The organism is Parabacteroides sp. ASF519, from assembly GCF_000364265.2.
Taxonomy (GTDB): domain Bacteria; phylum Bacteroidota; class Bacteroidia; order Bacteroidales; family Tannerellaceae; genus Parabacteroides; species Parabacteroides goldsteinii.
The window spans coordinates 2108602-2130943 of sequence record NZ_AQFV02000006.1; the positions used below are offsets into that span (position 1 = coordinate 2108602).

Consider the following 22342-nt stretch of genomic DNA (forward strand, 5'->3'; position numbering starts at 1 on the left):
TTTAATTTTACCTGTTGCAAATCTATGCTTTTTGGGTATTTCCCTATGTTCGATATCGTTCTGGAAAATTCAGGAATCGTTTTTTATGCTATACAGGTATTGTATTTCGGATGATTTTGTATTTTTGTCGAACAATGGGTGATATATAGTTATGCAAATGTTAGGGAAGTATCTACAATTAAATCTATTATTGTTTTTTATATTCTTAACGGGGGAGCTTTGTGCAACCCCAAGGTATTATTTTAAACAGATTTCTTTACAGGACGGATTATCGCAGTCTTCTGTAAAGTGTGTATTGGTAGATGACAGGGGCGTTATATGGATCGGTACCCGCTTCGGGTTAAATCGTTTTGACAGGGAAAAGGTAACGGTTTATCAGGAAGAAAAAGACAATCCGCATTCTCTCCCTTATAATGACATCGTTTTTCTGGAAGAAGATGCGGAAAGACATATTTGGGTTGGAACCAGTCGCGGACTCGCTTATTTCGATCGTGATACCCAAAAATTTATATGTCAGGAAATAGATGGTGAACCGGTGGTTGTAACTTGTTGTTTTCTTATGCCGGATGGAATCTATTTTTTAGGAAAGAAAGGGGGATTTTGTTATTCCTATGCAGAAAAAAGGATTTTTAAATGTCCGGAAAAGGGGCAGTTACCTGATTTATTACCCAATTATGCTTTTTTGTATAATAAAGAGGATAGGAAGGTTTTGTTTTCTTCTTTGGGAAGTGGGCTTTGGTGGTATTATCTGGATACCGGAGAGATAGAGCAGGTCTCGTTTATTCAAGAAAAGAATATTTCTTCGATGTATCTGGATTCACAGCAGAGGATTTGGGTGGCAGTTTATAATAAAGGTGTATATTGCTATAGTTATGACGGAGAGCTATTGGAACATCTGGAAGCACCAGACAGGTTGACTCATAATATCGTACAGGATATGCGGGAAAAAGATGGTGAACTTTGGCTGGCGACAGATGGAGGAGGTATCAATATTTATAATTACAAGAATAAGTCTGTGAAAGCCATCATGCATCTGCCTGGCGATCATCACTCTCTTCCGGTAAATTCTTTTGCCAGTCTTTACATTGATGATGAAGATAACATATGGGCTGGTAGTATCCGGGGGGGGCTGATAGGAATCAAACCCGTTTTTATGACCACCTATCGGGATGCTCCTCCCGGCGTGTCTTATGGATTAAGTTTCCAGTCGGTTACTTCCATGTATGAAGATACGGACGGGAAAATCTGGATGGGAACAGATGGTGGTGGTCTTAATTTGTTTGATCCGGTAAAGGAAATGTTTCAGAAATATCCTAAAACATCGGATATGAAAATTGTTTCCATTATGCCCTATAGTGACTCGGAATTGTTGTTGTCTTTATTTGGTGTCGGCCTTTGTCTTTTTAATAAAACGACCGGAGAATGCCGGGAGTTTCGGTTAAACTGGGGGAATGTTCGAAATGATTTATTTCTGCTAGGGAATACGGTTCGTTTGTATCGTGTGGATGAAAACCGTTTTTACCTTTTAACAGATAATTATTTTTGTGTGTATGACACAAAAAAACAACAATTCGAATCTTTGCCGGAAGATATGGTACCTCATAATTTTTTAGCTCCTTGTTTTGTTTCTGGCGATTCGTGTTACATAAGTTCTTCTAAGGCTATATATGTATTGGACTTTCCGCATAAACAGTTACGTCCGCTATTCGTGACAAAGGAAGAATTCGGAACAATTATTTCGGTAAAACAAGATAAAAATAAACGTTTCTGGTTGGGGACTTCTTCCGGATTATATGTGTATGACCGCACTACACAAAAGATAGATACTGTTGATACGAAGCGTTTTATCGGGATTACGTCTTTAGCTTTCGATACTCATGATCGTCTTTGGGTGAGTACTCATGATGGGTTATATGCGTATGTTTCTCAGGAGGAACGTGTGATCGTTTTCGGAGAATCCGATGGTGTTTTTACACGTGAGTTTTTACCGCAGCTGGCTTTAAAAACCTCTTCCGGAGATATTTATATTGCAGGGGTGGATGGAGTTGTAAGAATACGACCTGATCAGGAATTCCAAAAGGAAGAAGATTTTTCCGTCAGTTTGATCAATCTGGCTTTGGATGGTTCGCCAATTCATCCGGACGGCATATTTGGAGAACAAGTCATTTCCATCCCATGGGATTATGCTTCTCTGGGACTGAGTGTCATCGTAAAAGAGAAGGATTTGATGCGGAAAAAATTGTTCCGTTTTGCCATTAAGGGGGATCGGGAGGAACTATTGGAGACTTCCAGCCATGCATTTTCGTTTCCGGCTCTTACTCCTGGTAATTATGAATTATGGGTTTCGTATGGGAAGAGGAACGGAGATTGGAGTGTACCATTGAAATTATTAACCGTTAATGTGGTTCCTCCTTTGTGGCAGCGGGTATGGTTTATAGCATTAATGATTGTCGTAGTTCTGATAATAACCGGATGGGGTATCCGTTTGATAATGGAGAAGAAGGAGCGCGAACTTGCTTGGGCGATGAAAGAACATGAACGTAAGTTCTATGAGGAGAAAGTTCGCTTTATGGTTAATATCAGTCATGAACTGCGTACGCCACTGACCTTGATTTATGCCCCACTTAAACGTTTGTTGAAATCCGGAAAAGTGACGGATGAAGATGTGTCTCGCCAATTGAACGGCTTGTTGTTGCAGACCAGCCGGATGCGGGAAATAGTAGATATGGTGCTCGATGCCCAAAAATCGGACACGAACGGTGATGTCATGGATATCTGTTTTTACAATCTCAATGATTGGATAGGGTCGGTAACAGATGATTTCATTCCGGAATTTGAAGCTCGTGGAATTTGCCTGGAATTCAAGTTGGATACTTCAGTGGAGAAAGTCCCCTTCGATGCTTCTAAATGTCGTGTCGTTTTATCTAACTTATTGATAAACGCGATGAAGTTCAGCGAACCGAATACTCTGTTAGTTATTTGTACAGAACGCATAGGAACAAATGTGCGTATTTCTCTTGCTGACCAAGGTATTGGATTGGAACATGTAGATATGGACCGTCTTTTTTCCCGTTTTTATCAAGGTGACCATGATCGTAAAGGTAGTGGAATCGGATTGGCTTATGCTCGTAAATTAGTGGAGTTGCATGGAGGTAATATTGGGGCTTATAATAATGAAGACGGTGGTGCGACTTTCTATTTCGATCTGCCGCTGGAACAGGCCTCTGTCTCGGGAGAGTCGAGTGAGGTAGTCGGTTTTGGTCTGGAGAATGCCGGTGTGACGGCAGAGAATGCTGGGGTAGGGCAAGCCGATATATCGCTTGCGAAATACACCTTACTAGTGGCCGAAGATGAAACAGATTTACGCAACTATCTGTCCGGTGTTTTGCAGGCTGAGTTTAAAGAAATTTATGTGGCAGCAGACGGAGAAGAAGCATGGGAACTTTTGGGGCAATATCAGCCGGATATTATAGTGAGTGATGTGATGATGCCTCGGACAGATGGCTATGAACTGTGTCGCCGGATCAAAAACGATGTGACAGTTAGTCATATACCTGTCGTTTTACTTACAGCCCGAGCAGATCAGGCGAGTTCGCTCGAAGGGTATAAGTCTGGTGCGGATATATACCTGGCAAAGCCGTTTGATGTAGATTCTTTGTTAGTAATTTTGCAGAATATATTGAAACAACGCGATCAGCTTCGTGCACGTTATCGGGAATCCGGTTGTCTGTTCTCTCCTAAAGAGGATGCTGTAAGTAATGCGGATGAACAGTTTATGCAAAAATTGAATACGTTGATTCGTGAGAATCTGACTAATCCGGATTTGAATGTAGCTTTTATTGCTTCAGGGATGGCTATGAGCCGTACGACGCTTTACAGCAAGTTTTGCCATTTGTCGGATATTTCAATTGGCGATTATGTGATCAGGTTCCGGATGGTCGAGGCAACCCGCCTGCTTTCCTCTCATAAAGAAATGAGTATTCAGGAGGTTGCAGATCGTGCCGGTTTTTCCAGCGCTCGTTATTTTAGTACGGCTTTTAAACAGAGTTACGGGATGACACCGACTGAATATCGTCGTAAAAATTAAGTCGGGTGTAGATAATCGGGATTTTTGCTTTTATTGTAATCATTTAGATTTAAAGTTTATATTTGTAGAAAAAACAGGGACAAATTGCTATTTTTCAGACGTAACATATCGAGTTATTCCGACAGTGAGTTGGTACGATTATATAAGGAAACCGGGGAAAGTGATTATTTCGGTGAATTGTATAACCGTTATATCCCGTTGATTTACGGTTTGTGTCTGAAATACTTGCAGGAAGAGGTCAAGGCACAGGATGCTGTGATGCAATTATTTGAAGACCTGTTGCCTAAACTGTCACGTTACGAGATACGGGAATTCAGAACCTGGATTTACAGTGTGGCGAAGAACCATTGTTTCCAGTTGCTCCGGAAAGAAAATCTGGAGATAGCAACTGATTTTGACCAACAATTTGTGGAAACGTACGATATTTTGCATCTATTAGATAAGGAAGAAACAAGCGACGATGCCCGTACGGCAGCCCTCAAACATTGCATGGAGAAATTGCCCGAACCGCAGCAGCGTTGTATCCTCTCTTTCTTTATGGAAGAAATGTCGTACGCTGATATCATGGAACAGACCGGATATCAGCTGAAAAGTGTAAAAAGTTATATTCAGAATGGCAAACGCAATCTGAAAAGTTGCATAGAAAAGAGAATGGCGCAATGAAAAGTCTGATGCAATACATACAAGGTTCACGAAAAGGCAAGGAAGCCCATCGCCTGGAAAAAGAGGCGATGAAAGATCCTTTCCTGTCGGATGCGCTCGACGGTTTCCAGGCCGTCAAGGGCAATCATGTGGAAAGTATTGAAGAGATGCGCCGCCGGATTTCCCACCGTACCCGTTCGCACCGCGACAGCATAACGAAATGGAGTATTGCCGCCAGCCTGTTGATTTGTTTAGGTTTCGGTAGTTATTTCTGGCTGGGCAGACAATTAGGTATGCCGGCACAGTCACCGCTGGCGGTTGTTATGGAGGAACAGGCGGCTCCGTTGCAACAAGTACCGTTGGCGGGTATTGCAGCCGACTCCATACAAGAACATGAAAGCGCTTCGGGAGCAGGGGAGACCAAAGCGAAGGTCTCTGAAGGCACCCCTCAGTCACCGGCTCCTGTTGTTGCAGAAACCTCTGTAGCCCAGGTAGCAGTTTATTCCGCACCTTGTGAAGATGTCGCTGTAGCCGATATAGTTGCGGAAGAGGAAGCTCCTGTAGCAGCTAAGGCCTTAACCCGTTCGATGCCCCGGCATATACTTCAGCCGGTAATCGGCGAAGAAGCTTATCGCGAATATCTGAAAAAGGAACTTATCCATCCGCAGGATTCCCTTTGCAAAGGAGTGAGCGGAACAGTCGTTGTTGAATTCCATATCAATGAAAAAGGACGCCCTGTCGATTTGAAAGTAAAACAAAGCCTGTGTGAATCGGCCGATAAGGAAGCCCTCCGCCTGATTGAAAAAGGACCGGACTGGCAGGTGGATACGGCTAAGGTGTTTGTCCCGGTTGTTTTTGCCCCGTAACTTCTATCATCTGTGTTTCTTTTCCCAGTTTAAATTCCCCATATTTTTTTATTACGTGGGGAATTTTCCCCATTGTAAAGGGGAACAATCCCCACTACAAAGGGGAATAATCCCCATTGCAGTGGGAAACAATCAGTAAAGTGACTAGGTTGTGTTGACAAAGTGTTCCTGAAATTCATATGGGAATGGAAAGAAAAGTGATAAATCTTGCCCGATTGTTTAAAAGTTAGAATAATATGTTACTTTTGCTAAAGTATAGAATTTGCAGAATTAGATATGGTTTATCCCCAAGATACATTTGAAAAAATATATAAGCTGTACTATCCGAAGATGTTTGCATTTGCTAAGAATTACATATCGGCAAATGAGGATGTGGAAAATATAGTGCAGGATGTCTTTTTGGTACTTTGGGAGAAAAAAGATGAACTTGAATTGTCCTGTACACTTACTACCTATTTGTTTACCCTGGTTAAAAACAGATGCCTGAATTTCCTGAGACATAAACTTATAGAAGAGGAATATAATGCTCAGATGAAAGAAGAATTGGGTTTCAAACTATATGCTTTGGAATCGATGGAGTATTCATATCATTCGGAAAAGGAGTTGCAGGAGATCATTCAGCGGGCTTTGGATACATTGCCGGAACGTTGCCGGGAGGTGTTTATAAAAAGCCGTATCGAGGGATTAAAGTATAAAGAAATATCAGAAGAGTTAGGAATATCTGTAAATACAGTTGAAAACCATATTGTTACAGCATTGAAAAAGCTACGTGTAGAACTGAAAGATTACTTGCCCTTGCTTTTGTTCTTGGTTAATTAATGTTTATTTTGAACTGCTTTATAGTGGTCTGTCTCCCGGTAAGGGTTTAACTTTATAAATGGAAGAAAATATGCATGATCTGTTATCTAAATATTTGACAGGAGATATTTCATCAGAAGAAAAGCAAACTCTTTTTCTGTTATTAAAAGAAAATACAGAACTAAAGAAAGAAGCAGCCGATATACAAAATCTGTCGGCACTTGTTTCTATAGTCCGGGAGGAGCATCCTGCTTCTGATATGCAATACCGGTCGTTTGTTCATTTGAGGAAAAAACGCACATTCTTATTTAATATGCGGAAAATAGCCGGTTATGCGGCTATCATGGTGTTCTCTGTTTTGTCAACTTATTTATTAATGACAAATATGGGAGGAAGAGGCGAAGAACTTGCCCGTTACCAGGAGTTTTCAACCCCGCCCGGTCAGCGTGCCAGGGTATTGCTGGCCGACGGTACGGAAGTTTGGTTGAATGCCAATTCAACATTGCGCTATCCCGAACGTTTTGATTTGAAGCAACGGGAGGTAGAGTTGCATGGAGAAGCCTTTTTTGAAGTAGAAAAGAATAAGGAGAAACCTTTTGTTGTCAGGACAAGCAAAATGGATATACAGGTAACCGGAACAAAATTCAATGTGAGCGCTTATGAGGCGGAAAAGTATTTTGTTACCTCTTTGGTTGAGGGAGCGGTTTCCATTTCTTGTGCAAACGACCGGAATCGTACTTTTTCACTACGTCCGCAACAGCAAATTATAGTGTCGGATTCTTCATCGGAAGTTGCCTTATTTGAGAATACCGATTTTCTGTCGTGGAGAGAGGGCGTATTTGTTTTTGATGATATGTCGTTAACAGATATTATTAAGAAACTGGAGTTGTTTTATGATGTGTCGATTGTTGTGAAAAACACGAAACTGGGTAACTACCGTTATACCGGAAAATTCAGACAAAGGGATGGAGTGGAAAGCGTTTTGCGGAAATTACAGATAGTATATCCGTTCACTTATACAAAGGATGATGAGCGTAATCTGATTGTTTTACAATAAATACTCTGATATCGAAAATATCTGTTACAGAGTCGTGGCATTGTCTATGACGGCCATTCGTATGACCTTAACAATACTTGTGTAATGCAAAACAAAGTCATGAAGAAGATCGGCGAGTAATCAAAGTTAAACGCTGGAAATATGGCTTGTTTGTTAAATTATGTTTAATTTGTTGCCGGTTATAGTGGCGTTTTTGATCTGATGGGTTTAACTTAATAGAATCTGAAAATATGTGTAACCTTAAAATAAGATGCCTATGATTTAAAAGAAATAAGAAGCCTTTTTTATATAAAAAAGCAGACAGGTGCTGGAACACCTGTCTGCTATACATCTAACACTCTTAGTCGAAAAAAGTATTAAACATTTAATTTTACAAAGGTATGGAAAAATATGCTTTGTCAATCTTTTTGTATCAAAGAAAACATTTAAAGAAGTTTTTAAATATTATGAGAATTTCTACATTATTACTGTTTGTCTGCATTTTTGCATCTTATGCGTCGGATTTAAGTTCGCAGACGGCAAAAGTAAATATTGCAAACACTCGTATGACGATCGGAGACTTTATCAAACAGGTTGAAAAGGAAACTGGTTATATGTTTGTTTATAATAAAGGGGAGATTGACGCAAACAGAACGGTTTCTTTAAAGAAAGGGAATAACACAGTCGGCGACTGTCTGAACAGAATATTCGATGGAACCGGCGTGTCATTTGTTTTTGATGACGGATATGTTGTTTTGACGAAACACTCACAAACACAAGCCGCAGTATCCCAGCAATCCGGTAAACTGGTCAAAGGGGCGGTAACCGATGAAAGTGGCTTGTCGGTAATCGGAGCCAATGTCTTTATTAAAGGTACAACAGTTGGTACGATCACGGATATGGAAGGTAACTTTAGTTTGGAAGTGCCTTCGGATAATGATATCTTAGTGATTTCATACATTGGTTATGTAGAACAGCAAATTCCGGTAAAAAATAGAAAAAACTGGTCCATTGTACTGAAAGAGGATGCACAGAACCTGGATGAAGTAGTGGTCGTGGGATACGGTACACAACGGAAGGGAAATATTGCTACGGCTGTGACAACGATTAAGTCGGATGTTCTTCAGAACCGTCCTGTCCAGACGGTCGGTGAAGCTCTGCAAGGGCAGATTCCGGGCTTGAGTGTAACGGCAAAAGGTGCCCCGGGTGAATCCCCTAAACTTCAACTGCGCGGATCTTCCGTTTTGAAGTCGGATAATTCTTCTGAACCTTTGGTGTTGGTCGATGGAGTTCCTGCCGATTTTAACTTCTTGAATCCGGAAGATATTGAGAGTATTAATGTACTGAAAGATGCAGCATCTTCGGCTATTTATGGTTCACGGGCCGCAAATGGTGTATTGCTGATAACCACAAAACGCGGTAAGATGGGTAAACCAACTTTCCGTTATAACGGCTCGGTGGGAGTTAATACGCCGATGTATATGCCGCAGTCGATCAGTTCAGCGGAATATGCAAGAATAAAGAATGAGGCGGAGAGAAATATGGGACGTGCTCCGATTTATACCGATGAAGATATTTCAAAGTTTGCCAACGGTACGGATCTGAATCGTTATCCGAACACAAACTGGTTGGATTTGGCGATACAGAACAGCGTTACGACGCGTCATGGTCTGGAGGCTTCCGGTGGTACGGAAAAAGTGAGATATCTGGTAAGTGCGGGTGTAGATCATCAGACTGGCATTTTCCCGAATACTCAACAGAATGTATTCAATGTGCGTTCGAGTACGGATATTTCGATCACCAAAAAGTTTGGTATCTCTTTTGATATACGTTATCAACTGAGGGATATGGATGCCTTGAATAATCAGGAAGATATTTATAAACAGTTGATTCAGGCCGATCCGACAATGGTTGCCTATTATACGGATGGTTCATACGGATATAATCCCGGATTCTTTACAAACCCATTGGTTCCCCTTTATGAAGGTGGGCAGAAATATACGAACAGGCATGAAGCTTCAGGTATTTTCAAGCTGGATTATGAAATTATTGACGGATTGAAGTTTACCGGAATAGCTAATGTGAAATATACTTTCAAAAATGAAGAATCCAGAGCCCGTAAAGTATTTTATAAAAACTATTTTACACAGGAGGTTTTTGAAAACGGAGAGAATAGTTTTTCAGATCGTCGCGATTATAATGCTTATTATAACTTGCAGGCATTGTTGAATTATAAGAAGAGTTTTGGTATTCATAATCTGGATATCCTGGCAGGTTATCAGCAGGAAAGTGAGAACAGCGACTGGCTGAAAGGTGCCCGTTCCGGTTATCCGACTGATATTATCTGGGAATTGAACCCAGGGCCGAAAGATAACTGGAGTAATGACGGAAATGGTGAACACTGGGCGTTGGCTTCGTTTATCGGTCGTATTAATTATGATTATGATAATAAATATATTTTGTCATTGAGTATGCGTTCGGATGCTTCTTCCCGTTTCGCCAAAGGAAGCCGTTGGTCCACTTTCCCTTCTGTGGCTGCTGCATGGAGAATTTCTCAGGAATCGTTTATGAAAGGTATACGTAGCTGGCTGGATGATCTAAAGATCAGGGCATCCTGGGGACAAACAGGTAGTGCGACCGGATTAGGACTTTATCCGAGTTATACATTGATTTCTACAGGAGGTCTGATACTGAACAATACTTATCAGCAGATTGCTTCTTTGAAGACGATCGGAAATCAGGAACTGACTTGGGAACATTCCGACATGTTAAACTTGGGTTTAGATGTAAAGGTGTTAAACAGCCGTTTGAATTTTACCGGTGAATATTATATCAAGAATACTAAAGATATTTTGTTGGAAATGCCTGTTCCGTTAGAATATGGATTCGGTAAACCGAATATGAATGTCGGTGAAGTCCGTAATAAAGGATGGGAACTGTCTCTGAGCTGGGATGATCGGATCAATGATTTCGGTTACAGTATTTCAGGTAATTTATCTGATAACCGGAATGAAGTTATTGATTTGGGAGGTACAGGGCCGTGGAAAGGTTCCAATACATACACGGATGTCGGATTACCGTTTAATTCGATCTATGGATATGAATCAATGGGACTGTTCCAGTCTGACGAAGAGGTAGCCAATGCTCCTTTCCAGAATTCCAATACGGCAGCCGGTGACATACGTTATAAAAACCAGAATGGAGATAATAAGATCGATGCTAACGACCGTGTTGTAATAGGTGATCCGAACCCGCATTTCTTGTATGGTGTGAATCTGGGATTTGATTACAAGAACTTTGATTTGAATATGTTCTTCCAAGGGATCGGGCAGAAAGATCGGGTTATAATGGATAATTTTGTCAGACCGTTTTATGATTCTTCTATCTTTGAACATCATTTGGATTACTGGACACCGGAAAATACAGGAGCCAAATATCCGCGTATTTTGAATAAGGACGATGGAACGCATAATTATCAGCAGTCTGATTACTGGATGATCAATGCCGGATATTTCCGTATGAAGAATTTACAGATCGGATATACTATTCCGCGTGAGATATTGAGACCGGCGGGTTTTGATAGAGTCCGTGTCTATTTTTCTGCTAATAATTTGTTTACTGTTTCTGATTTTGTGCCGGGTATGGATCCGGAGTCTGAAAAATCAGTGTCTTATCCGTTTGCCCGGACGTATTCTTTTGGTTTGAATGTTCAATTTTAATAAGCTGGAAAAATGAAATCAATAAAAATATATATATGTGCGGCCATGATGGCGCTAGGTGTTTCTTCATGCGACAGTTTCCTGACAACTCCTCCTTTGGATCAGATTTCAGAAGATCAATGGTGGAGCGATAAGAGCCAGACGGAAATGATGGTAAAGGGAGCTTATCAATATGTGTATGGACCCAACGAAGTAGTACTTCGTGATTGTATCAGTGATAATGCAACACATCGTGAAGCCAAATATAAAGAAGTGGGTAACGGTACTTATACTACTCAGAGTGCAGCAGTTAAGGATGAATGGAAGTATGCTTCCATAGCCAAGTTGAATTATATACTGGAAGGGATCGAGAAAGCGAAAGACCAGATATCGGAAGAAGAATATCTCCGTTTTAATGCGGAAGTACGTTTTATTCGTGCATTTGTTTATTATGATATGGTTTTCTTTTTTGGAGATGTACCTTTGATTACTAAGACTTTGAGTGTGGCTGAAGCTCGTGAGACATCACGTCAGCCTCGCCAGGAAGTTTTGGATTTTATATTGAAGGAGTTGGAAGATGGAGTTTTACCGAATATTGAGAAGGTTGCTATAACGGAAACCGGTCGTGTTAACAAGCAGGTAGTAAATGCATTTCTTTCCCGTATTTATCTACATGAAAAGAATTATGAAAAGGTTCTTTATTATACGAATGAGGTGATTAAAGCCGGAAAATACGAGCTTCATCCCAGTTATGAAGAATTATTCCGTCCACAGGCTGATGGCAGTAATAAGGAAGTGATTTTTGAACATCAATATAGCTCTCCGTTGGTTGTACATGAACTGAACCGTAACCTGTCTCCGGCCTCTTCCATTTATGCCGGTTGGTCCCATGTGTTGGGGTTGCAGGAGTTGGTGGACGATTATGAATGTGTGAACGGTCATCCGGTTTCCGAATGCGAATCTCTGGGGTGTGAATATTTCCAGAAAAGGAAAGATGCGGAAGCTGAAACGTATCGCGGAGAATATGATTTCCGCGATCCTCGTCTGGCAGCTACGATCATGTGGCCGTATTGGGAGTGGAAAGTGGGTGGAAATGTTCTTTCACGCTATGGTGTTGACGATCCGGACAGTAAGGATTATGTAAAGAAAGAAACTCATATGACCGGCTTTCTGGTCACGAAGTGGGTGGATTTGCAGGGAGAATATGCAGACCGTACACGTGGTCAGAAGAATTTGACTATTTTGCGTTATGGAGATGTCCTTTTGATGCGGGCGGAGGCTTTGATCGAATCCGGTCAGGATTTGGGTGAAGCGGTTACGTTGATTAACCAAATCCGTCAACGGGCGGGGATGCCTGATATTGTAATTGCTTCCCAATCTGTACTGCGTGAAAAGTTACGCCATGAAAGACGGATAGAAACGGCCTTTGAAGGTTTGCGTTATTATGATATTATTCGTTGGCGTATTGCAGATAAGGTGAAATCCGGCAAAGTATACGGTGCACGTTTGAAAGCGATTAGTGAAGCTATGGATAATAAGTTTGTGGAAGAACGTTTCTGGAATGATAAGATGTATTTGTTCCCGGTTCCTCAGGAAGCCATAGATAATAATTCAAATCTGGTGCAGAATAAAGATTGGTAATACTGATTACTAATTAGGTTGGAGAACCCCGGATCTTAATTTGCGGATGAAGATGCGGGGTTTCCTTTTGAAAGTAAAAGTGATTGATTCTAATAACAGACTATTTTATGAAAAAGAATATTTTAGCGTTACTCTTTCTCTTATTGACATTCAATCTGTCAGCCTCAAACTTGCCGGAGTTCTCGACTGCCGGTTTTTATGAGTTGCCTAATACCGGACGTGAGGTTTATTCCATGAATCTGGCATGGAGATTTATTAAAGGTGACGTGCCGGGGATGCCCTATACTGTGAATTTTGATGACTCCGGTTGGGAGGTGGTCTCTGTTCCGCATGGATTGGAGTATCTGCCGGAGGAAGCCAGTGGTTGTGCTAATTATCAGGGCATTGCCTGGTATCGTAAACATTTTACTCCGGATGAACGGTTGAAAGGAAAACAAATGTTTATACATTTTGAAGCGATAATGGGGAAAAGTGAAGTCTATGTGAATGGGCAATTATTGAAAAAGCATTATGGTGGATATTTACCTGTTATTTTAGATGTAACTAATCTCCTGAAGTGGGGAGAAGAAAATGTAATAGCAGTAAAGGCAGATAATAGTGATGACCCTTCTTATCCGGTCGGTAAACCGCAAAATATGCTGGACTTTACTTATTTCGGAGGCATTTACCGTGATTGCTGGCTGATTGCACATAATGATGTGTTTATAACCAATGCAAATTATGAAAATGAAGTTGCGGGGGGCGGCCTGTTTGTTTCTTATGCGGATGTGTCTGAAAAAAGTGCCCTTGTCAATCTAAAAGCCCATATCCGGAATAGTTCGGTAAGCGATAAGAATGTTACGGTTACTTTTGAGTTGAAAAGGAAATCTGGTGAACTTGTCAAGCGTGTATCGAAGAAGTTGACAGTGAAGAGGGGAAATGCTTCGTATGCTGTTGGTTCGATGAAAATTAACGCACCTTCTTTATGGAGTCCCGATCATCCTTATTTATATGATTTGGAAGTGATGGTCAAAGGTGCTAATGACCGGATTGTGGATGGCTATCGTCAGAGAATCGGTATCAGAAGTATCGAATTTAAACAAACGGAAGGTTTATGGATAAACGGAAAACCTTACGAAGGAAAGATCATGGGAACAAACCGGCACCAGGATTTTGCTGTTTTGGGTAATGTTTTGCCGAATTCAATGCAATGGCGGGATGCCAAAAAACTGCGTGATGCGGGGTTGAAGGTTATTCGTACCCATTATGTGATAGACCCGGCTTTTATGGATGCTTGTGATGAATTAGGTTTGTTTGCACTGGTAGAAGTTCCGGGTTGGCAGTTCTGGAATAAAGAACCGGTTTTTGGAGAGCGTGTTTATTCGGATATACGGAATATGATCCGTATACATCGTAATCATGCCTCTTTGTTCTTCTGGGAACCAATCCTGAATGAGACGCATTATCCGGAGGACTTTGCCAAAAAGGCATTGGATATTTGCCGGGAAGAATACCCGTATCCCTATAGTATTGCGGCCTGTGACGACGGGGCGGAAGGTGATCATTACTACTCCTTGTTACTGCGTCCGATCGAATCGAAATTACGGACAGATAAAACCTATTTCATTCGTGAATGGGGAGATAATGTCGACGATTGGAACGCCCAGAACTCGGATAGCCGTGTGGCACGGGGATGGGGAGAAGTACCGATGCTGCTTCAGGCGGAGCATTATGCGAATCCGTCTTATGTAAAGGATTATCCGGTTTTATGTTATGAAACGATCTGCAATAAGCCCGGTCAGATAGTCGGTGCCTGTTTCTGGCATTCGTTCGATCATCAGCGCGGTTATCATGCCGATCCTTTTTATGGCGGAATTATGGATGCTTTTCGCCAGCCGAAAGCGTCTTATTATATGTTTATGTCGCAGCGTTCTCCGGAAAAAAGCGATTTGATTGCGGATAATGGACCGATGATCTATATAGCACATGAACTTACACCTTTTTCACCGAAAGATGTGACTGTGTATTCCAATTGTGATGAAGTACGTTTAACAGTCTTCAAGAATGGGAAAGAGTATATTTATAAGAAAGACCCTGATCATAAAGGTATGCCTTCTCCTATAATAACTTTTGCGGATGCATTTCATTTTATGGAATGGAAAGCGATGGCACGTTCGGGAAGGCAGGATGATGCGTATCTGCTGGCCGAGGGATTGATAGACGGGAAAGTCGTAGTGAGCGATAAACGCTATCCGTCCGGTCAGGCAGACCATATTTCTCTTCGTCTGGACAATGAGCAGGTTCCTTTGAAAGCGGATGGCTCCGATGTGGTAACTATCATTGCCGAAATCGTAGATAAGCGTGGAACGGTGAAACGTTTGAATAATTCAGTTGTCCGGTTTGAGATAGAAGGTGAGGGACGTTTGCTGGGAGAGGCTTCCGTGGGTACGAATCCGTGTCCGGTCGTTTGGGGGACTGCTCCGGTCCTGGTACAATCGACAACAAAGTCGGGTAAAATAAAAATCAGTGCTTCCATGCAAAATCCGGGCCAGTCACGTCCGTTGGAGGGGATACTGGAGTTTGAAAGTGTAGCAAATGATCAAAAAGAAGTTTTCTCACAGAAAGAGTTATCCTTATCCGGACAATCCCGCTCTGTAGTTAATCTTTCCACTAACAAAAGTGATCTGGAAAGGGAGAACGAACGTTTACGTAAAGAATTAAATCAATTGAAAGTGAAAGATGTTGAAAGGCAACAGACGCAGTTCGGTGTAGGGATCAATGACTGATGTATCCTGATTTTATAGGCGGAACATGCTATATGATAATATTTTTTGTACCTTTGCAACTCAAAAATAACAGGCTGACTGGCCTGTGTTTAATAAGGATATAATTAGAACAAAACAATATGGAAATTGCAAGTAAGTACAACCCCGCCGAAGTAGAGGGAAAGTGGTATCAGTATTGGTTGGATAACGGCTTCTTCAAGTCGAAACCAGACGGCCGTGAGCCGTACACAATCGTCATTCCGCCCCCTAACGTCACCGGCGTACTTCATATGGGACACATGCTTAACAATACCATTCAGGATATCCTGATCCGCCGTGCCCGCATGCTTGGAAAGAATGCTTGCTGGGTGCCGGGCACCGACCATGCTTCTATCGCTACTGAAGCGAAGGTTGTAAACAGGCTGGCACAGCAGGGTATTAAGAAAACAGACCTGACCCGCGACGAATTCCTGAAACATGCCTGGGAATGGAAAGAAGAGCACGGAGGTATCATCCTGAAACAGTTACGTAAACTGGGTGCATCCTGCGATTGGGACCGTACGGCTTTTACGATGGATGAAAAACGTTCGGAAAGCGTATTGAAAGTATTCGTAGACCTGTTTGAAAAAGGACTGATCTACCGTGGTGTACGTATGGTGAACTGGGACCCGAAGGCCCTGACCGCTCTTTCCGATGAAGAAGTAATTTATAAGGAAGAACATAGCAAACTGTTTTACCTCCGTTATAAAATCGAAGGCGAGGATGGTTACGCCGTAGTGGCAACCACCCGTCCGGAAACGATCATGGGCGATACTGCCATGTGTATCAATCCGAACGACCCGAAGAACCAGCACCTGAGGGGTAAGAAGGTGATCGTTCCGCTGGTAAACCGTGTGATTCCGGTTATCGAAGACGATTATGTAGATATCGAATTCGGTACAGGTTGTCTGAAAGTGACTCCGGCGCATGACGTAAATGACTATATGCTGGGTGAGAAATACAACTTGCCATCCATCGATATTTTCAACGATAACGGTACATTGAGCGAAGCAGCCGGTTTATATATCGGTATGGATCGTTTCGATGTTCGTGAACAGATCGAGAAAGACCTGGAAGCAGCCGGCTTGCTGGAAAAAGTAGAAGCCTACGAAAACAAGGTCGGTTATTCCGAACGTACAAACGTTCCTATCGAACCGAAGTTGTCTATGCAGTGGTTCCTGAAAATGGAACATCTGGCCCAGATCGCTTTGGAACCGGTTATGAATGACGAACTTAAATTCTATCCGCCTAAGTTCAAGAATACGTACCGTCACTGGATGGAAAACATCAAGGACTGGTGTATCAGCCGCCAGTTATGGTGGGGACACCGCATCCCGGCTTATTATCTGCCGGAAGGTGGCTATGTAGTAGCTGAGACAGCAGAAAAAGCATTGGAACTGGCAAAAGAGAAGAATCCGGCGTTGACAATGGCCGACCTTCGTCAGGACGACGACTGTCTGGATACCTGGTTCTCTTCCTGGTTGTGGCCGATCTCTTTGTTCGACGGTATCAATAATCCGGATAACGAAGAAATCAATTACTACTATCCGACCAGCGACCTGGTGACAGGACCGGATATCATCTTCTTCTGGGTTGCCCGTATGATCATGGCCGGTTATGAGTACCGTAAAGATATGCCGTTCAAGAATGTGTACTTTACCGGTATCGTTCGCGACAAGCTGGGACGTAAGATGTCCAAGTCATTGGGGAACTCTCCCGATCCGCTGCTGCTGATCGAACAGTATGGAGCCGATGGGGTCCGTATGGGACTGATGATGGCTGCACCTGCCGGAAACGATATTCCTTTCGATGAGGCATTGTGTGAACAGGGACGTAACTTCAACAATAAGATATGGAATGCCTTTCGTCTGATCAAAGGTTGGACGGTAGATGATACGATCCCACAGCCGGAAGCATCGGCAACTGCTGTTAAGTGGTTTAAGATGCAGTTGGACAAGACGATTGCCGAAGTGGACGACCTGTTCAGCAAATACCGTCTGAGTGAGGCTATGATGATGATCTATAAATTGTTCTGGGACGAGTTTTCTTCCTGGTATCTGGAAATGATCAAGCCGGGTTATCAGCTGCCGATCGACAAGGCGACTTACGATGCGACACTTGGTTTCTTTGATGGCTTGCTTCGTTTGCTTCACCCGTTCATGCCGTTCATTACGGAAGAATTGTGGCAGGCATTGGAACCGCGCAAGGAAGGTGAAAGTTTGATGGTGGCGTTGATGCCGGAAGTAGCTCCGGTCGATAGCGCCTATCTGGATGCTTTTGAAGTAGTGAAAGAAATTGTTAGTGGTGTCCGTACTATTCGTTTGCAAAAAAATATTCCGAACAAGGATACATTGGCTTTACAGGTTTTAGGCGATCATAATGATGTTTTCAATCCGGTTATTGCCAAGATGTGTAACCTGTCTGAAATTACAAAGACTGACGATAAAGCGGCCGGTGCTGTTTCTTTCCTGGTTCGTACAACTGAATATGCTGTTCCTCTGGGCAATATGATCAATGTGGAAGAAGAATTGGCAAAACTGGCTGAAGAACTGAAATACCAGCAGGGTTTCCTTGCTTCCGTACAGAAGAAGCTAAGTAACGAAAGTTTTGTAAGCAAAGCTCCGGCTAAAGTGATCGAAATGGAACGTAAGAAACAGGCGGATGCCGAAAGTAAGATCAAGTCGATCGAAGAAAGTATTGCCGCTCTGAAGAAGTAAAAAGCTATTTTTATCCTGTTATAGGTCCCATATTTGTTCTGAATCAGACAAATATGGGACTTTTTATTTTTATCTTTTATTAAAAAGGTATAATCTATTTAATTTTTGCTAACTTGCAGGCCTTGATCTATATGCAAGGTTTGTAAGAAATGAGGGTATTAAGGGGAATACTGTTTATCAGTTTTTGTTTTCTTTGGGGATATTGTACCCCGGAAACATTAAACGCCGCTGAAAAGAATAAAGAAACGTTGTCGCTCGACACTCTTTATACTTTAGCTCGGGAACATGTCCAGCAACAGGTTGGCTTTATGTATACAACTCGTTTGCTGGAAGAGGCACGACGCCAGAAAAATAGCTATCAGGAGGCGAATGCGATGTTCTGTTATGTGCGGTATTATTATTCAAAGAATCCCGACAGTCTGTATTTCTGGATGCAAAAAGCGTTGCCTTTATTTTTGGAACAGAACAGGCTGGTTAAATATTTCAGGATGAAAGCCTGGTATATTTATGTGTTGACTCGTAGTAAGAAGAATGAAGAGGCGCTGAAATATGTCACCTGTTTGAAAGAGGAAGCCGTAACTTTGAAATTCCCGGAAGGAATGGAGATGGCGAATCAGGCCTTAGCAGATTTTTATTTATCTAATAACCTGGAAGAGGAAGGTGTAGCTTTGTATGAGGAAGTTATAAACAGTATGGAGATGAGAAATGCTCCGCTAATCAAGCGTGTCAATATTATCCGGCAGTTGATGAATAAATCTACGAATCTGGAGAAGAAAATGAAGTATACCCATCGGTTGGAAGAGTATATCAAGATTTGTAAAGAGAAAGGAATCGAATGGCTGGATAATGAAAACCCCCTCTATTATTTGGAATATGTGGTGCATCGTCATTATGCAATACTGTATATCGCAGAAGATAAACTCCCGGAAGCTCTGAAACATTTAAAGAAAGCGGAAGAATATATCCGGGAGCATGAGATGTATAGTTATTCAAGTGAATTGCAGACTATTTACGGGGCATATTATAAACAAAGTAAGCAGTATAACAGAGCCTTGGCTGTTTATGATTCTTTATTACCTGTCTGGCGTGAGCGGAGGACGATGCAGGGGTATCTTGAAATGTTGCAGGATAAGGCAGACGTTTTATTTGAAAGCGGAAGGGATAGGGCTGCCTCGTTGGCTTATAAAGAATATGCCTTTTTGAATGACTCCTTGTCCCAGGTTCGTTTCTATCAGGAGCTGGCGGAAATGAAAACACAACATGAGGTGGATAAGTTGGAGTTGAAAAACAGGCAGATGGATCTGGAAGTAGCGCAGGCTCATTCTCATCTACTCCAAATGGGAGGCGGGGCCGCTTTCCTGTTAATTCTGTGTTGTCTGTTGGGATATATATCGTATAGCCGCCATCGGTATGGTCAACAATTGAAGTTGGCAAAAGAGAAGGCGGAAGAGGCCGACCGGATGAAGTCTGCTTTCCTGGCGAATATGAATCACGAAATACGTACTCCGTTGAATACTATTGTCGGTTTTTCGCAGGTATTGGTAGATGAGGATGATTTGGAAACCCGCCAGGAATATGCCGATATTATCCAAAGTAATAATGAACTGCTTCAGCGCCTGATCACGGATGTCCTTGATATTTCCAAGATTGAATCCAATACTATGACGCTCAGTTATGCCGATCATAATTTGCCTGTCCTGATGAAAGAGATATATAATGTAATACAACTCAGGATGCCGGAGAACGTTAAATTGGAATTAAATGAGTGCCCGCCACAACTTTTTTATACCGATCGTAACCGTCTTACGCAAATTCTTACTAACTTGCTGACCAATGCGATTAAGCATACGGAAAAAGGTTTTATCCGGTTTGGTTATGAGGTGACGGAGACTGATGTTATCTTCTCGGTGGAAGATTCGGGTGAAGGTATTCCTGATGATAAACTGGAGCAGATATTCAGCCGCTTCGTTCAACTGAATGACTGGAGTAAAGGGGTAGGACTGGGGTTAGCAATTTGTAAAGGTCTTATTACGCAAATGGGCGGGACGATCAGTGTCTCTTCCGTGTTTGGCGAAGGCTCTGTTTTTACGGTTGTGTTGCCATTGAAAAAGCCGTAACATATTATTTACATAATTATACCATGGAGAATTCTAGAAGAAAATTTTTTAGACAAGGACTTGCCGGTGCATTATTGTTAGGATCGGCAGGCGTAGTAAAAGCCGGTTTGCCGGACCGGATCATTCCAAAGGCGGCGAAGTCAATAAACCCTTGGCGTTTGGGGATGGCTGGTTATACATTTGTTAATTTTGATTTGGATACTACTCTGAAGACATTGCAGAGACTCGATATTCATTATCTTTGCATTAAGGATTTCCATCTGCCGCTGGATAGTAACGAAGAACAGATCAAGGCATTTCATGAGAAATGTGCTGCTCATAATGTTACCGGCTATGCCGTTGGTCCTATATATATGAAGAGTGAAGCGGAGATTGACCGTGGTTTCGAGTATGCGAAACGCGTAGGGGTGAAGTTGATTGTGGGCGTACCCAATTACGAATTGCTTCCTTATGTGGATAAGAAAGTGAAAGAGTATGACTTCCACTATGCGATCCATTTGCATGGACCCGATATTAAAACATATCCGGATGCAACAGATGTATGGGAACATACGAAAGACCTGGATCCGCGTATCGGAATGTGTCTGGATATCGGTCATGACCTGCGTAACGGATGTAATCCGGTCGCCGACCTGAAAAAATATCATACCCGTGTGTTTGATATGCATATCAAGGACGTGACGGATTCGTCGAAAGCAGGTGTCGGTATAGAAATCGGTCGTGGAAAGATTGATTTCCCTGCGCTGATGAAAATGATGCGTGAGGTGAACTATACCGGAATGTGTAGCCTTGAATATGAAAAGGATATGAAAGATCCTTTCCTGGGTATAGCTGAATCGATCGGCTATTTCAAGGCGGTGAGTGATATTGTATAATTAGAGGCGCAATCTTTTGCGCCTCCTTCTAATAGTGAAAAGTGATGAGAGTTGCGTATTGTTTATTGAGTGTTTGCTTATTGGCATCCTGTAGTTCTGTTAGCTATGTGGGTATTGATACTTACAACCCTGCCGAAATAACATTTCCGAAAAGTGTAGGAAAGATTCTTGTTGTGAATAACGCTGTACCTCAGCCGGATGATGTCGGGTGTGAGTTCAGTCTGTTTGGTGACAAGGTGGATACTTGTAAGGTGAAAGCCGACAGTGCTCTGTTTGACGTATGTCGCGGCTTGGGCAGGTCGATGGCAGATATGTCCTATTTTAATGACGTTCTTCTCTATCACGATGCAGTCCGCAAAGATGATGTTTATTACGAGGATAAAAAATTGACTCAGGATCAGGTACAGGCATTATGTGACGAAACCGGATCGGATGCTGTGATTTCCCTGGATCGGATGTTGTTTGAGTCCAAGAAAAATGTGGTGGCTTTTGCTGAGGGTTATGTGGAAGGAGAGATCCAGGTGAAAATGTCCGGTGTTGTGCGTGGTTATCTTCCCAACAGGCCGAATCCCTTAGCTACTGTCTATGTGGCTGACAGCCTTTTCTTTATGGAAGACGCACCGAATCTGATCCTTCTCGACAGATATTTACCTTCATCCGAGAATGCTTTACGTGCTTCTGCCGAATACATTGGAGCGAAGGCCAGTCCTAATTTTGTACCTCACTGGAATAGCGAAACGCGCTGGTATTATAATGCTATGGGATCCCGTTGGAAAGAGGCTTCTGCCTATGCGCAATCAGAAAAATGGGATAAGGCTGCTGAACACTGGATGCATCTCTATGAAAAATCAAGTAGTCCGAAAGCCAAAGCCAAAGCTGCTTCCAATCTGGCGTTGGGTAATGAAATGAAGACCAACCTGGACGAGGCCTATGAATGGGCAAATAAATCGTACGAATTATTTAAGAAAAGCGAAGGCGAGGACGGCAAGAATACTAAACTGTTAGCACTTTATGTAGAAGTGTTGCGCAACCGTATCCGTTCCGATAAAAAACTTAACATGCAATTCGGAGAATAATATCAT

The 22342-nt window shown here is 42.2% G+C and carries 12 protein-coding genes; all 12 read left to right on the forward strand.

Annotated features, from left to right (window positions below):
* The first annotated feature begins 151 nt into the window (after window positions 1-151).
* Window positions 152-4087, forward strand: a complete 3936-nt coding sequence (locus C825_RS08075; protein ID WP_010802108.1) for a hybrid sensor histidine kinase/response regulator transcription factor — start codon at window positions 152-154, stop codon at window positions 4085-4087.
* An 84-nt stretch (window positions 4088-4171) separates the two neighbouring features.
* Complete coding sequence (locus C825_RS08080; protein WP_010802109.1) at window positions 4172-4750, forward strand: RNA polymerase sigma factor; 579 nt, start codon at window positions 4172-4174, stop codon at window positions 4748-4750.
* Entirely contained in the window at window positions 4747-5595 is an 849-nt protein-coding gene (locus C825_RS08085; RefSeq protein WP_010802110.1) for a TonB family protein, read from the forward strand. The genes C825_RS08080 and C825_RS08085 overlap by 4 nt, the downstream gene beginning before the upstream one ends.
* Window positions 5596-5871: 276 nt before the next feature.
* Complete coding sequence (locus C825_RS08090) at window positions 5872-6414, forward strand: RNA polymerase sigma-70 factor (protein WP_007654600.1); 543 nt, start codon at window positions 5872-5874, stop codon at window positions 6412-6414.
* Window positions 6415-6484: 70 nt separating this feature from the next.
* The gene (locus C825_RS08095; protein ID WP_010802111.1) at window positions 6485-7450 is read left to right on the forward strand and encodes a FecR family protein; all 966 of its coding nucleotides are present in this window, start codon (window positions 6485-6487) and stop codon (window positions 7448-7450) included.
* A gap of 446 nt (window positions 7451-7896) precedes the next feature.
* Entirely contained in the window at window positions 7897-11148 is a 3252-nt protein-coding gene (locus C825_RS08100; RefSeq protein WP_228100081.1) for a TonB-dependent receptor, read from the forward strand.
* A 12-nt stretch (window positions 11149-11160) separates the two neighbouring features.
* Window positions 11161-12768: a RagB/SusD family nutrient uptake outer membrane protein gene (locus C825_RS08105; RefSeq protein WP_010802113.1), complete on the forward strand. Its 1608-nt coding sequence runs from the start codon at window positions 11161-11163 to the stop codon at window positions 12766-12768.
* A gap of 107 nt (window positions 12769-12875) precedes the next feature.
* Entirely contained in the window at window positions 12876-15533 is a 2658-nt protein-coding gene (locus C825_RS08110) for a glycoside hydrolase family 2 (RefSeq protein ID WP_010802114.1), read from the forward strand.
* Between the two features lie 119 nt (window positions 15534-15652).
* Entirely contained in the window at window positions 15653-18268 is a 2616-nt protein-coding gene (locus tag C825_RS08115) for a valine--tRNA ligase (RefSeq protein ID WP_010802115.1), read from the forward strand.
* 149 nt (window positions 18269-18417) lie between these two features.
* Window positions 18418-20385: a tetratricopeptide repeat-containing sensor histidine kinase gene (locus tag C825_RS08120; RefSeq protein ID WP_010802116.1), complete on the forward strand. Its 1968-nt coding sequence runs from the start codon at window positions 18418-18420 to the stop codon at window positions 20383-20385.
* A 23-nt stretch (window positions 20386-20408) separates the two neighbouring features.
* Window positions 20409-21260, forward strand: a complete 852-nt coding sequence (locus tag C825_RS08125) for a sugar phosphate isomerase/epimerase family protein (protein WP_010802117.1) — start codon at window positions 20409-20411, stop codon at window positions 21258-21260.
* A gap of 44 nt (window positions 21261-21304) precedes the next feature.
* Window positions 21305-22336, forward strand: a complete 1032-nt coding sequence (locus C825_RS08130; RefSeq protein WP_007654585.1) for a DUF6340 family protein — start codon at window positions 21305-21307, stop codon at window positions 22334-22336.
* The last annotated feature ends 6 nt before the right edge of the window (window positions 22337-22342 follow it).